This window comes from Acidobacteriota bacterium (assembly GCA_003225175.1).
GTDB lineage: Bacteria > Acidobacteriota > Terriglobia > Terriglobales > Acidobacteriaceae > Gp1-AA112.
Genome location: QIBA01000020.1, coordinates 15,700 through 29,215 on the forward strand (window position 1 = coordinate 15,700; position 13,516 = coordinate 29,215).

Sequence of the window (13,516 nt, forward strand, 5' to 3'; positions counted from 1 at the left end):
ACAATTCTGATTCTGAGCAGCCGATCCGCGATCACAAACCGAGCGACGGCTCCGACCATTTCGGAAAAGGATTGCGGCTGGAGCAGCGAAACTCGTCAATCAGCTCCCGTATCAACCCTCGACGTCGGAACAAGGAATTGAAAAGTTGGTCGAGAGCAGCCGAGTCGCCCTCAAACCATTCTTCCGGAACGCCTTTTGCACACTCGTACAGATCGGTGTGTTCTACACGTTCTGCTTTGCTTAATGCCGGTTCAAAGGAATCCCAGTTCAGCACTCGCTCATACACACGATGGTTGGCAAAAGCACCGCGCAGCGGTGAGTCGATAAACGTCCATTCCCCGGCATTAAAGCAATATCCCTGGTCGATGAAGCTCGCATGGTAAAGGCCCTGGCTGCCCTTCCGGCTGAAAATCGCCTGCCGCCCGTCGCAGTTTGCCGTCCATTTGTCCAGAACCAGCACGCGCGCAAAGTCCGCCAGGTTCGCAACCTTCATTAGAGCGCCGTCCGGCAGATAGTCGAATGTCGCTGTGAGCGGATCGCACAGAAATCTGGATCCGAGTTGACGGCCACTCTTGCACGCGATCGAAGTCGCGCCGGTCTGAACACGCAGCTCCGGCGTATTCTCAATCAACCAGTCCGAGACCTCGATGACCTCTACCTGCGGCATGGGCAGGCCGAGCCAGTGCCCGAGGCGGGTGGCAAGCATTTCGTTGGCCAGCACGCGAACGTGTTGGGGATTGTTTTGGAATTTGGTGACGTAATAAGCGCCATCAGAAGCTCGAAGAAGGTGGGCTTGCGATCCCCCACGCATTCTCCGGATATGCTGTACTGCACAAAGTCCGGTAGTCATGGGATTTGGTTTCAGTAAGGTGTGGGAAGGTGCAATCTGGGAAAATCGAGCGCACCCGGTCTCAGTGGAGGGCTACTGGATTAGAAGTAAGCCCGCGGTCTGTGAGGTCTGCCGCAGGGAGCGAACGGGATTAATTGCCGGCGGGCGTCAAATGCAAAATACTTTCTCGGTTGCAGCCCGCCTCGAACGGCTGCCAATAAGCAGGTTTCATCGTCGCTTCATCGCCCTTGTCTCCCTGGGTGAGTGGTTCGACATGTATGACCTGTTCATGGTCGCCTACCTGGGAGCCGCATGGCAGCACTCCGGCTTCCTTTCCCTGCACCAGTTCAGCCAGCTGATTGCCGCCGGGTTTCTCGGCATGTTCATCGGCACCATTTCCTTCGGGATCGGCAGCGATCACATGGGTAGGCGCAGCGCGTTCATCGTGATGCTGTTGATCTACTCGGCATTCACGCTCCTTGGAGCCCTCGCACCATCAGCGGCATGGCTGACCGTCGCGCGTTTTTTCGCGGGCATCGGAATTGGAGCCGAGATCGTGGTGATCGACACGTACGTGAGCGAGATGACTCCCAGTCATGCCAGGGGGCGTTTCGTTGCCATTACTCAGGTCGCCGGATTTACCGCTGTGCCAACCGTCGCATTACTCGCCCGCATTCTTGTGCCGACGCACTTTCTCATCAGCGGCTGGCGATGGGTGATGGTCTTCGGTGCCGCCGGAGCCTTGCTCGCCTGGTATCTCCGCTTGAGCTTGCCGGAATCGCCGCGCTGGCTGGAAAGCATGAACCGGATAGCCGAGGCAGAGAAGATCGTCGAAACCCTTGAAGATGAGTTGAATGCTTCAAAAATACAAACCCAGCCCACGAAAAGCATTTCGCCGGATTCGCTAAGTGCTGCCGCTTCAACTGGGCGCCGGTTGCGTTTGATTCAGCTTGGCGAACTTTGGAATCGGCGATACCGGAAGCGCACGCTGATGCTCGTGATGTTTCAAGCCCTGCAGACACTCGGCTTCTATGGATTCGCGAACTGGGCGCCGACGTTCCTGTTGAAGCGCGGCATCGGACTGCTGCATTCGCTTGATTATTCCCTGTTGATCGCGCTCATCGCACCTGTCGGTCCGCTGATCGCGTCGTTCACGGCTGACCGGCTTGAGCGCAAGTGGACCATACTCGGACTTGCGTTATCCATCGCGGCATCTGGACTGGGATTTGCGTTGTGGAGATCACCGGTGATGATCGTCGCCAGCGGTGCTCTCGTCACCCTCTGTACTAATTGGTTTTCCGCGGTCTTCCATTCCTACCAGAGCGAGTTGTTCCCAACCAGGATCCGGGCCACGGGCGTGGGCTTCACCTATAGCTGGAGCCGGCTGAGCGCCGCCCTTAGCGCCTTCCTCATCGCTGCGGTGCTCAGGCATGGAGTCACGCCGGTATTTGCCGTGCTCGCGGCAGCGATGGTTGGGGTGGCCGTCGTGATCGCGTTTGGCCCGGAAACGAATCGAAAGAGCTTGGAAGAGTTGTCACCTTAGAATCGAATCCATTCGAGATTTCTCATTCTGGCTCGCCAAGGCTGGTGCTCTCCGGTTGCTGTTCTGCGGATGAACCCTCTGGCGTAGTCTGTTTCACCCGGCGCGAGCGCGATAGTCCATCTCCTGATTCTGCTTTGCTGCGCGCAATTCGGCTATAGAGATAAATGACGTAGAGCGACTCACAACCAGCACAGTCTTTGCTCTGCGGCCTTCCGTCTTCTTCCGGGTTATAGCGGGGATGCATACTACACCTGCCATCGAATCGAAATCTGACTTTCAGGGACATTGGTGCTCCTAGAATCTGTCCGGTATCGGGACCATCCAGATGATTGAAATTGGCAGGAAAAGGAAAAGGGGATTGCGGTCGGGGGGGTGCCTGCAGAGCGATCCAAAGTCCGGATGACCACATCAGGGTCGCATCAAAAGCATGCACAACAGACGGTCGATGATCATGTTGCAGGCGGCTGGATGGAGAGTAGCTGCCGCCACGCTACCCGAGTGTCAAATTGGAGTCCGAAGCCAGCGCGGCTTTTGGGAAGCGGTACGATTGTACTTCTAGAGAATGCCAAATTGAATTCGCCCTTAACCAGGATGAGTTGAGTCTTGAACAACCGAGACGTATGAAAGAAAGCGGACAAGAACAGCGTCGTCGTGGTGGGAGGCCACGCGCTCGAGCTACCAGCCATGCCTCACCTCCGGCACCAAAAAGCAGAAAATCCTCGGCTCGCGCGATTGCTAAAAAAGAAGCTGAATTTCGGCGCGCTTTTGATCAGGCTGCGATTGGAATGGCATTGGTCGGACTGGATGGCGCCTGGCTTCGTGTTAATCCTGCGCTCTGCCAAATCGTTGGTTATTCCGAGCAGGAGTTACTCGCAACGAACTTTCAAAGCATCACGCATCCGGAAGATCTCAGCGCCGATCTTAACTTTGTTGGCCAAATGGTGTGCGGCGAAATTCGTTCCTATCAGATGGAGAAGCGATATCTCCACAAGGCAAAGCATGTCGTCTGGGTGCTGCTAAGCGTTTCGCTGGTCTACGGCGAGGACGGCAAGCCGCTTTTCTTCTTTTCACAAATTCAGGACATCAGCGAGCGCAGGCGCATCGAGGAGGCGCTGCAGGACAGCGACAAAAAGTTCCAAGCGCTTTTGGACAATAGCCCAAACATGATTTTTCTCAAGGATGTGGAAGGGCGTTATTTGCTCGTCAACAAGGAATTCGAAAGAGCGCTTAAGGTGCGCCAAGAGCAGATCAGAGGCAAGAAGGACGAGGAGGTCTTCCCCCGCGAACAGGCCATCGCTTTTCGAGCCAACGACCTCCAGGTGCTCAAGATAGGTATCCCCGTGGAATTTGAGGAAGTCGCCCGACAGGAAGACGGCCTGCATACGAGCATCGTCCACAAGTTCCCTCTATTCGATGCATCTGGAAAGATATATGCGACCGGCGGAATTGTTACCGATATCAGCGAGCGCAAGCGGGCGGAGGAGGACCTCCGTCATCGGGAAGAAGAGCATCGCCGCCTCATTGAGAACGTACCTGAGGTCGTCTGGAAGGCCGATGAGAGAGGGAAAGTATTTTTCATCAGCGAGGAGATAGAAAGAGTCTTCGGCTATAGCGTGACGGAAGTTTATCAACAGGGCGAGCGACTATGGTTCGGACGGATGCACCCTGAAGACCGCGAGCGAGTACAAGAGGCGTACTCAACGCTGTTTAATGAAGACCGGCCGTTTGACGTCGAATACCGCATACAACATAGGGATGGGCGCTGGATGTGGTGGCATGATCGCGCCGGGTCAGTTGCAGGGGGTCTCGGGGAACGAGTCGCCGAAGGCCTGCTATCGGATATCACGCAACGCAAAGAAATCGAGCAGCAGGTGCGCCAGCGACTGAAGATGGAAGCAATCGGTAAGCTCGCCGGGGGCTTGGCGCATGATTTCAACAATCTGGTGATGGTGATCAAGGGCAACAGCGAAATTCTGTCGAGTGTCGTAGGACCCAATGAAGCTCAGCGACGCAATATTGAGCAGATTGGCAAGGCAGCAGACCGAGCTGCCTCGCTGACCAGGCAACTTCTAGCATTCAGCCGGATGCAGGTGTTGCAACCGAGAGTGCTTGATCTCAACGCTATTGTGGCCGAGATGGGCAAGATGCTGCCCAGGCTGATCAGCGAGAGTATCGAATTCGTATTCGCTCCGGATTCAACATTGGGCCGTGTGAAGGCGGATTCGGGGCAGCTGGAGCAGGTGATTCTGAACCTGGCGGTAAACGCGCGCGACGCGATGCCGCAGGGCGGAAAACTGGTGATCGAAACCAAGAACTTTAATATGGACGAAGAGTCTGCCAGCAGACACCAGCCAGCGAAGCCCGGCCAATATGTGTTGCTCACCGTTAGCGACACCGGCCATGGCATGGATGCTGAGACGCAGAGTCACATCTTCGAACCATTCTTCACGACCAAAAGCCAGGGAAAGGGGACAGGGCTCGGACTGGCGACCGTGTACGGCATCGTCAAGCAGAGCGGCGGGTTCATTTGGGTTTATAGCGAACCCGGGCAGGGGACTACGTTCAAGATCTATCTGCCGCGTGTGGACGAGCCCCTCGAATCAACGGTGCCGAACCAAGAAAAGATCGTTACCGTCGGCGGAACTGAGACCCTGTTGCTGGTAGAGGATGAAGAGCCCGTCCGAGAGCTGATGAGAGCGTTTCTGCAAAAAAATGGTTATACCGTACTGGAAGCCAGGAATGGTCTCGATGCTTTGCGAGCGGCGGAACGGCACATTGGTACGATTCATCTGCTTGTAACCGACATGGTGATGCCCAAAATGGGAGGATGGGAGCTGGCTGATCGGCTGGCAGTTGAACGGTCAGGCCTCAAAGTGCTCTATTTGTCGGGATACTCCGAACACAAAGTCGCGGCGGATACGAACAGAAACTGGCGCGGATCGTTTGTTCAGAAACCTTTCTCGATGGACGTCTTTGGCCGGAAAGTGCGCGAAGTATTGGACCGCCCGGGAAAGCACGATGGAGCATCAAACTGAACGCGGAGTCTGCCGTTGCGCCTCGTGTTGCTACCTTGGTTAATGGTGGCTGACGTAATCAACGATCCGGAGCCGGCCGGAGTGCTCTATCATTCTGCGTCTTTACTGATTTGGGAAGTGCCGGTGCTGGCAAGCGATTACTCGCCCTGGCGTTCGTGGTGGGCCTGACTTACGCGAACATGGAAGGTAAGATCGCCCTCTCGGCTGACCGCGAAGGTCTTCAGTCGTTCCCAACGAATGAGCGACGGCTTATCGGGCTGTCCACCACGATAAAGTTCGAAGATCACACCGTTTGACTCGTATAGGGCCACCGGCAACGGCATGACGGACTTTTCAGGAGAGGTTGGGCGGTGGCGTACTTCGCCGTCCATATCAGCCTCCTCTCACGGATGGGTTGTATGAGGTGCCTTGTCGGTTTGCGTCTGGCACCCCGGTTACTCACATTCGATCCGAAGGGTTTCGCCGAACGGAGCTTTTCTGCGCGATTTCGTGACCCAAAGAACCGGATATTCGGGAGCTTCCGGGAACGAGTGGCAGCACAAATCGGTCAAATAAATGAGACAGACGGGATCAAGTTGATTTTCTTCCACCCAGGCGAAGACGGGACGGAAATCAGTGCCGCCTCCTCCTTTCGGTTCAAGTCGAATTGACTCACCATCCTGAAACTCCTGCGAAGACTGCACAGCTGCGTCGCAGTACACGACATGAATCGCCTCGGGCTCGGCTTCAGCGGCGATCGCGGAAATCTCACCGGCGAATTGTTCCAAGTCTTTTTGGGAAATCGATCCCGACGTATCGACAGCAACCACAATCTCCCCTACACCGCTGCGTTCTACCGAGGGCAGATATAGACCTGCCGCGATGTAGCGGCGATTGGGAGGGCTCCAGCTAAAGTCGGAGAGCACTCGGGAAGTAACAAAGTCGCGAAGAACTGCGCGCCAGTCCTGCCGCGACTCGCGGCTCTCGTTCAGTGGCCGCTCGATCTGGCTCGGCATTCGGCCGCATGCATTGGCTGAGCGCATCGCCTGATCGGCGGCAATGTTCCATTCGTGCTCTTGTCGGCTTTTCCCGGCCTGAGAAAGTGGATTGCCGGATTCATCGCTCGCATCAAGCACTTCGCCGAAGCCACCTGATCTCGCTGGACAGACTTCCTCTGCTACATGGTCTGGTCTTGCGACTTCCTCCGCGCCAGTGAGTGAGTCAGCTGCTGAATTTGGAGCTCCATCCTGCTGGTTTGGTGTCGACGCTGAATCTGGAGGGGCATATGAAGTTGGTTCATTCCGTTTTCCATCTGCCTGCTCTCGTCCCCGCTCCATCAATCGCGCGTAGATCTCCTCCGCACACAGGTTTACGAACGTCGGATCGTTCAGTGCATCAGCCGGAAGGGTAAAACCGTTGCCCACTAGAATCGGGTTAATCGCCAGGTCGGCCGCTTCATTCCATACTTGGGGATCGCGCTGGCCACGGCGACAATGATGTCCGAGAGCACAGTGCAGGACTTCGTGAGCGAGTACCGCCTGAAGTTCGGCTGCAGTCAGCTTGGCTACAAAGTTAGCGTCGTACAGGATGCGACTACCGTCGGTTGCCATCGTCCGTACGGAGCCAGGCATGAGCTTCAGTCGCAAGCACAGAGTTCCGAAGAAAGGCTGATCAAGAAGCAACTGCGTTCGCGCTCTTGTCAGCTTCATCCCCACATCGTTGCGATCCATGATCTTCATGCGACCTCCGCTGAGTTGACGGCGGGCGCGAAATAGCCACTCATGTACCCGGCCATGCGCTGGGCGATCTCTGCTGCAGCTTTGGCAGTCTCAGCCCGCACGCACTCAGACAAGCGAAGCTCTTTGGGATCCACCAGCAACGAAGCTCTTACCTGACTTCCCAGCCGTTCCAGTTCGGGATCGTTGGTAATGTTGAGCTTCGGGAGAACATCCACCAGCTTCACCAGCTTGGTGACGACTGTGTCGCGGAATGGATGCTCAACGCCTTCGTCCGTTACCCTGTATGCGCTCAGGCGCTCTGCCATGTGCTGCACGGCATCGTAGAGGCGATGCCACAGCTCGCGGCTGCCCACCTGCAGTGATGCCTCCACCGCGGCGGTGATCTGACGTTTGATCCGAGTTTTCTCTTCGTCTCCCAGGGTTACGCGAAAATCCCCGGCATCGGGCAGCGGCATAACTTTGGTTTCAAAAGAGAACTTTGCCCGGAGCTCGCTGGGAGTCGGATAATCCGATGCCCGAAAGAGCCCGCCTAGTCGGGATCTCGCCTGTTCAACCAGCGAGCCAAATTGCCGCGCCAGAGCATCGGCGGCGGGGTTAAATCGCTGCGCAAGAGTTCGCATTTTGCCTGCGTGGTCGAGGTAAGCGGGCGCAGGCAGAACCCGGTAGCCGTTGTCGTCCCAGGGCAGGGTAATGAAGTAGTGTTCCTGGCGGGCTTCGCTCACGATCTTCTGAATTTCGCCGAGAGCCTCTTTGGGAAGCAGGATCTTGTGATAACGGCCGGCGTCCGCCTGGGCGCCATGCTGCATCGCGATTTCTTCTGAGGCGTCCGGGTCATGCTTGCGTGCAGACCACATGCTGATCGACAGTGAACACAACATGGCGCGAGAAGATAGAGATGGTTCTGCAATAGGAACGGATGACATGAGATTCTCCTCATGGCGTGTGGTTAAACCGAGGGCCGTCGCGCTCGATGGGCCGAGTGAAACTGCCAGATTCTCTAATTGTCGTAAGGTGCGGGTGCGGAGGGATGGTCGCGCCTTAAACTAGGCGGCGATTCGGAAGGATGGGGTCAGTTTGGGATCAAATGAGCGCGGAGGTAGCCTGCGGCAGTACATGAAGATCCAGAAAAAAACATCCTCCGTAACTCAGCACGCCTTTGCTTTGCACCTGAAGGCGTTCACGAAACCCGGGAAACCAGGTCACAAGCGTGTGAAACTCACCGCGTTCACCGCAGGGATCGATTCCTAACTCTTCCAGCTCGGCTACGACTGCGGGAGTGATTTGCCTGCCGAGCCATCGACAGTCGAGCTGGCTTTCGCGCGCGACCGCAATCGACGCGATGCCACCCTTTCCGATGAACTCGTCGACCAGCAAGCGCGTCTCTTCTGCCCACAACGGCTCAACTGCCTCGATGCTTCTCCGCTTGCAGACGCGTTCCGCCCATTGGCGGTGCGAATCGGGAAAGACATCCCCAAAGATGACCTGCGAGACGCCGTGCTCCCCGGCTGCACGCAACAGTTGGTCGAAGCTCTCCTCATAGTTTTGCCATGAAGTGGAAACACCGAGCCGAGGCAGACCGAGCAGGTTAGCCTGTTCATCAAGCACGTCGGGCGGGAAACCGTGCGATCGGCTTCTGGAACCATCTTCGATCATCACGGTCAGCAGCGCGACGATTTCGAACCGATCGCGACAGCGATCCATGGCAAGACAACAATCCTTGCCTCCGCTCCACGACACAGCCGCTTTGGGCTTGCTCACCGGGGCTGCGGGCGGAAGGCGCTCATCGATGAAACCTTCACCCAACCGAAGTACAAGGCCGAGATCAAAGCTCCGCAGATGCACGTGCTGGCCACAGCGTGACCGTAGAACGGCAGTGCGGCGAGATAACACAGCGTTAATCCTGAAAAACTGTGAGGATATATGCCGCTCGTCGCCCACACCCCGAAGTTGGCTATAAGAAAGAAGACCGTAGGCCCGGCCAGAACGACGCCCGCAACTCGCCACAACCCCAACCTTTCCCGCAGCAGCCAGCCGCACAGCGCCGTAGCCGCAAAAGCCATCCATGTGATCGCTTGTCCGCGGCCCAAAGGCGCCCGATACACCAGAGGAGTCAGCAGCAGGTCACTGACCATGATTACCGAAAGGGGAAATAGAATGGAATGAGCTTTCCGCACTACAGCTCCACTCAGCAAAAGCGCTGCGTACACTGGCGAGAAATCAGCAGGATGGGGAGCAAATCGCAGCAGGATCGAGGCCGCAATGATCGCGTAGGCCATTTTGTTTCCTTCGTTCAGGCTTGAAACATCCCAGAGAAAACAAGGGTACAGGAACCTTCCGTAAAGATCACCTGTTTCTCAGTGAGCTTTCATCCAGCTCCTTCCGTGGGTAAGCTCGTAGATCCCGAAACGGTCGGCAACGCGATTCACGGCTTCGTGACCGCGATCAGTAATCACAAGCTTCTAAAAGCAGATTGGCCATAAGACTTCGGAATGCTGCATCTTTTTATCAGGCCAGCACGTGGTGGTTTTCAATCGCCCATTTGGTATACGCCGCGGTGTGCCGAACAGCCGGTACTCTCAACGATGCATCACGCACACATAGAACGCGAAACTCAGTCGGCATCCGGCCGAGATAGAGGCAGACGCGATCAAAATTCAAATCGGACGCAACACGGGCAAGCGCCGAAGCAACCGCGTACTGTGCGGCTGCATTTTCTGGAACGGGTTCGGAAAGTGGATTCAACAGAATCGCATCGATGTTCGGCAATTCGCGAAACATGCGCAGGAAGGCTGAAAATTCCGGGGTGATGGAAAGGCGTTCGCATCGCGATCGAACACGCTAAGCAGTTCCCTACGGAATCTGAGAAATGCAATGACCTCAGCCCGAATAGCATTGCGAATTGCCCATTCCGACCACTCCTGAAGGTCCACTTCAAATTCCAGGTGAACGAAACGGTTTCGCAATGGACTGGGCATTCTCGTCGTCACCGCACGATCGGAATCGCGATTCCCCGCAGCGATAATCGCCCACTTCTCGGGCAATGCGTAGTCGCCCAGCTTACGATCCAGAACAAGTTGATAGCAGCTTGCCTGAACCATCGCTGGAGCTGCGTTCAATTCATCAAGGAATAAAATTCCCGAACCGTCCTGTGGCAAGAAGTCAGGCGTTGCCCACTTGGATCGACCATCATTCCCCAGGAAGGGCAGGCCGCGAAGATCGACCGGATCAAGTAACAGAGCGCGGACATCTCTGAGAGGCACCTTCATCTCCGAAGCGAGTTGAGCAACAACCGCAGACTTGCCAATTCCCGGGCCGCCCCAAATGAATACCGGTTGTCGAGCATCGACGAGCGTGCGCACGGCCTGTGAAATTGAAGACGCTTTCATAAGTCTCCTTTTGGGAACCTGAATGCGCAGTTCCACGGGTGGCGAGCAGTGGAGTGATTAAGATAAAGAACGTTTGCGAGGGGAATCGTTACTGATGTCAGGGCGCGAGTGCAGCCTCTGGAAGTGTTCTGTCCAAAACGATTCGTGACAGTTGATTAGAGAAGAGCGCCTGAAGGTTCGTCTTGAGGTACAACGTCGAGGCGGTGACTCAGACGGTGACTCAGACGGTGAACTCGGCCGAGAAATGCTGCCGCGCCGGCGAGTTGAAATCCAACTAGCGCTTAGTATCCCGGCCCGGGTCCGCCTCGATCGCTTTTCGCAGATCGGGGTTTTCATTCAGAACCTCATTCAGGGCCTCCTGGCTCCATTGAGAGGCGAACTTGGCCAGCCGGGATCGCGTTTCAACCAGCACCTGATCCCTTACCGAAAGTGCTTTCGTTCCCAGTGGAGCGCTATAGAAGGAAACGAGGCCATCGATCTCAGATTGGGAAAAGTGCTTGTCATACACGCTCATGCTGACGTTGATTTCGTCGCTGACGATCTTTTCCTTCAACCTGTTAACAAGTAATTTCTGGAGCCTCTCCTGATAATTACCCGCTGGCAGATTCTCGAACATTTCAAAAGGTAGCCGGTTCATGCAGTCGTTGCTCCCCTGAAGTTCCAGCAACTTTCTGATGCTGCCTTGCTTGGCGGAATCGATCCCTGCATGTTGCGAGTTGGCGGACTCGATGCCTTTCGATACTTGAGTTATATTCTCAACAAGAAAAAGCTCTGGACTCGACGAACCTAGCATGAGAGACAGGAATTACGTTCCAGTCGCACTACAGCAAAACTTGCGATTACTGCTATTCCCTCTGCGGATATCGCGCCTCAACTTTGTTGATCAGCAGATCGATTGTTTCGGTCTTCCACCTGCGGGGGAGGCAATACCTTTATGGGAAGCCGGGTGCATCGCTGGATTTCGTCTCGGAAGGTCTCACTGTCTACATTGAAACCGGAGCGGGTGATAACTCGTCCTTGTTTCTTCCTTTTCCTCTCAATTCAAGGCAGCTTCACTGAAAGCTAAGTGAACTGCTCGTCATTGCGCCCGGCGGGCACAGTGCAGCGTCAACAAATGCTTCAAGCAGGCCCACACATCTCTACAGCAGCTGCAGTTTGCAGTATATGTCGCTCGAAGACAATAACCGCTTACCTGGATGTCGCAATAACCAGTCAAGGAATCTGAAGCAGACTGGAATGAAATTTGCCCGCACTCGGTTTCTTCATCGTTATCGGGAAGCAATGCGTACATCTTTGGGGGATACTCGGAGCGACTATGAGTGACGCCGATGGCAACCGTCGATGGAATTTCTCTGACGTTCTCACGGTAGTACAAGGAGTGGCTGGACGCCCCAAATGAATACCGGTTGTCGAGCATCGACGAGTGTGCGCAAAGCTTCTGAAATTGAAGAGGCCTTCATAAGTGTCCTTTTGGGAAGTGAATCGCCAGTTTCACAGGTGACGATCAGTGGAGTAATTAGGGAAAGCGCGGTCAAAAAGGAGAATTCGTACTCATGCCAGGGCGCGAGTGAAGCTCTGGGAAGCTTTCCGTCCAAAACAATTCGTGACGGCTGATTCGAGAAGAGCGCCTGAAGGTCGTCTTGCGCATTACTCGAGCCGGGAACCAATGTCAGCTATGGCCAGCCAGCTCCCGGCACATCGACACGAGTCATCAAAACCTGACCAGTCCGCGCCTGCAGCGCTTCACTCATTCTCGGGAAACCGAGCCATGTGGCGGCGACGATGAAGAGAGACTTCCGGTCGGTTCCGCCAAGCATGCATGCGAAACAACCGCGATCAACATTGACCACCTGGCACACTTCGCCACCTTCGCGTACCCGCACGCATCGTCTGTTAGGGACATCCGCGTACCAAACGGCGTTCTCAGCATCGATGCAGATGCCGTCGGGAACACCATCGCAGAGATCAGCCCACACGCGCCGATTCTTTAAATTTCCATCCGCCTCGATTTCGAAGGCAGTCAGCCGGCGGGCATGCGACTCCGCGACGATTAGAGTCCCGTTATCGGGAGTTATAGCCATGCCATTGGGAAAGGCAAAGTCTGCTGCTACCTCTTGTACAGACCCGTCGCCTTTAACGAGAGCTAACGCTCCGCCGTTCACGTACGCATCGCCGCGGCCATCAACGACGATCTCGTTCCAGCCAGCGGCAGAAATACTCTTAAGATCGGCATGTGTCACAAGCGAACGGTCCGGTTGCATGCAAAGAACCAAATTCTCTGGACCTGAAACGATCAGTAGCCGACCATCGGGTAACCAATCGAAACAGTACGGTAGCGTTGTTGGAACCTCGATAATGACTTCATGTTTTCCATCCACGCCAACAGCTACGATCTGCTGTGTGCCCCAGTTCGCAAACCAGAGACGGTTCGCGTGCCAGCGAGGAGACTCGCCGAACCCCAAGTTGGTGAGTAAGACTTTCAGGCGCGCTTCTGACTGTTCTTTTTCTTCTTTCATGCGTGGAACAGTATCGCTCGGAACGGCGTGGAGCGGAGGTTCCAGAATGCACTCGATTGGTCATATTCAAATGTCACAAAGTGGTTATTGCCAGTAGATGCGGTTTATCACATCACTTCATTTCACTTCACTGGAGACGACACCATTAAGGCAACCGTTGTCAGACACAACAAAGAGCTGCGGGTTTCTGATGGCCACTCCGATACCGCAGATCTGCATGTAATCGCGGACAGTAAAACGTGGTTATCTTTCCTTGGCAAACAAGCGAATCTCATCTGGGCTTTGCTCTGTCGCAAGATCCGCGTACCGTTGTCAAGACGCATGCTTTTCCGATTCGAAACTCATCGCCTTCTCTTCGAGCGAGTGAACAACTTCCCGCAACGCCTTAAGGCTGCGGATCTGGTTGATCGAACTCCGATCGAAAGAACGCAGCGTTGAAGTCAGCGCTTCCGGTCCTGCCTGCGCCAAAGCAGCCTCTAGTCGACTTAA

Annotated in this window: 11 protein-coding genes and 1 pseudogene; 3 read left to right on the forward strand and 9 right to left on the reverse strand. The window is 55.4% G+C overall.

Annotated features, from left to right (window positions below; all coding sequences use genetic code 11):
- Positions 1-31: 31 nt before the first annotated feature.
- On the reverse strand, positions 32-850 hold the full coding sequence (locus tag DMG62_00710; GenBank protein PYY24923.1) for a phosphatidylinositol kinase: 819 nt from the start codon (positions 848-850) through the stop codon (positions 32-34).
- A gap of 151 nt (positions 851-1,001) precedes the next feature.
- Here DMG62_00710 and DMG62_00715 point away from each other — a divergent pair, with 151 nt between their 5' ends.
- On the forward strand, positions 1,002-2,372 hold the full coding sequence (locus DMG62_00715) for an MFS transporter (GenBank protein ID PYY24924.1): 1,371 nt from the start codon (positions 1,002-1,004) through the stop codon (positions 2,370-2,372).
- 22 nt (positions 2,373-2,394) lie between these two features.
- On the opposite strand, the gene DMG62_00720 is transcribed toward DMG62_00715, so the two are convergent.
- A complete protein-coding gene (locus tag DMG62_00720) occupies positions 2,395-2,616 on the reverse strand; it encodes a hypothetical protein (GenBank protein PYY24925.1) in 222 nt (73 codons plus the stop codon).
- A 376-nt stretch (positions 2,617-2,992) separates the two neighbouring features.
- On the opposite strand from DMG62_00720, the gene DMG62_00725 reads away from it, so the two are divergent.
- On the forward strand, positions 2,993-5,407 hold the full coding sequence (locus tag DMG62_00725; protein ID PYY24926.1) for a hybrid sensor histidine kinase/response regulator: 2,415 nt from the start codon (positions 2,993-2,995) through the stop codon (positions 5,405-5,407).
- A 137-nt stretch (positions 5,408-5,544) separates the two neighbouring features.
- On the opposite strand, the gene DMG62_00730 is transcribed toward DMG62_00725, so the two are convergent.
- The 7 genes and pseudogenes from DMG62_00730 to DMG62_00760 form a co-directional block, all read right to left on the reverse strand.
- A complete protein-coding gene (locus tag DMG62_00730; GenBank protein ID PYY24927.1) occupies positions 5,545-5,778 on the reverse strand; it encodes a hypothetical protein in 234 nt (77 codons plus the stop codon).
- Positions 5,779-5,841: 63 nt separating this feature from the next.
- Positions 5,842-7,125, reverse strand: coding sequence for a hypothetical protein (locus DMG62_00735; GenBank protein PYY24928.1), 1,284 nt, complete (start codon positions 7,123-7,125; stop codon positions 5,842-5,844).
- Positions 7,122-8,003, reverse strand: coding sequence for a hypothetical protein (locus DMG62_00740; protein ID PYY24929.1), 882 nt, complete (start codon positions 8,001-8,003; stop codon positions 7,122-7,124). The genes DMG62_00735 and DMG62_00740 overlap by 4 nt, the downstream gene beginning before the upstream one ends.
- Positions 8,004-8,205: 202 nt before the next feature.
- On the reverse strand, positions 8,206-9,189 hold the full coding sequence (locus tag DMG62_00745; GenBank protein PYY24930.1) for a hypothetical protein: 984 nt from the start codon (positions 9,187-9,189) through the stop codon (positions 8,206-8,208).
- Between the two features lie 441 nt (positions 9,190-9,630).
- Positions 9,631-10,511: pseudogene (locus DMG62_00750) on the reverse strand (ATPase).
- A 274-nt stretch (positions 10,512-10,785) separates the two neighbouring features.
- Positions 10,786-11,304 carry a hypothetical protein gene (locus DMG62_00755; protein ID PYY24931.1) on the reverse strand — a complete coding sequence of 173 codons (519 nt, stop codon included), beginning with the start codon at positions 11,302-11,304 and terminating at the stop codon, positions 10,786-10,788.
- Positions 11,305-12,184: 880 nt separating this feature from the next.
- Positions 12,185-13,027: a gluconolaconase gene (locus DMG62_00760; protein PYY24932.1), complete on the reverse strand. Its 843-nt coding sequence runs from the start codon at positions 13,025-13,027 to the stop codon at positions 12,185-12,187.
- Between the two features lie 27 nt (positions 13,028-13,054).
- Between DMG62_00760 and DMG62_00765 the strand changes: the two genes are divergently transcribed.
- Positions 13,055-13,465 carry a hypothetical protein gene (locus DMG62_00765; GenBank protein ID PYY24933.1) on the forward strand — a complete coding sequence of 137 codons (411 nt, stop codon included), beginning with the start codon at positions 13,055-13,057 and terminating at the stop codon, positions 13,463-13,465.
- The last annotated feature ends 51 nt before the right edge of the window (positions 13,466-13,516 follow it).

Bases quoted from the DNA above. Each gene is read 5' to 3' on its own strand.
- DMG62_00710 (PYY24923.1), bottom strand. From the start codon at position 850: ATGACTACCGGACTTTGTGCAGTACAGCATATCCGGAGAATGCGTGGG.
- DMG62_00715 (PYY24924.1), top strand. From the start codon at position 1,002: ATGCAAAATACTTTCTCGGTTGCAGCCCGCCTCGAACGGCTGCCAATA.
- DMG62_00720 (PYY24925.1), bottom strand. From the start codon at position 2,616: ATGCATCCCCGCTATAACCCGGAAGAAGACGGAAGGCCGCAGAGCAAA.
- DMG62_00725 (PYY24926.1), top strand. From the start codon at position 2,993: ATGAAAGAAAGCGGACAAGAACAGCGTCGTCGTGGTGGGAGGCCACGC.
- DMG62_00730 (PYY24927.1), bottom strand. From the start codon at position 5,778: ATGGACGGCGAAGTACGCCACCGCCCAACCTCTCCTGAAAAGTCCGTC.
- DMG62_00735 (PYY24928.1), bottom strand. From the start codon at position 7,125: ATGAAGATCATGGATCGCAACGATGTGGGGATGAAGCTGACAAGAGCG.
- DMG62_00740 (PYY24929.1), bottom strand. From the start codon at position 8,003: ATGTTGTGTTCACTGTCGATCAGCATGTGGTCTGCACGCAAGCATGAC.
- DMG62_00745 (PYY24930.1), bottom strand. From the start codon at position 9,189: ATGGATGGCTTTTGCGGCTACGGCGCTGTGCGGCTGGCTGCTGCGGGA.
- DMG62_00755 (PYY24931.1), bottom strand. From the start codon at position 11,304: ATGCTAGGTTCGTCGAGTCCAGAGCTTTTTCTTGTTGAGAATATAACT.
- DMG62_00760 (PYY24932.1), bottom strand. From the start codon at position 13,027: ATGAAAGAAGAAAAAGAACAGTCAGAAGCGCGCCTGAAAGTCTTACTC.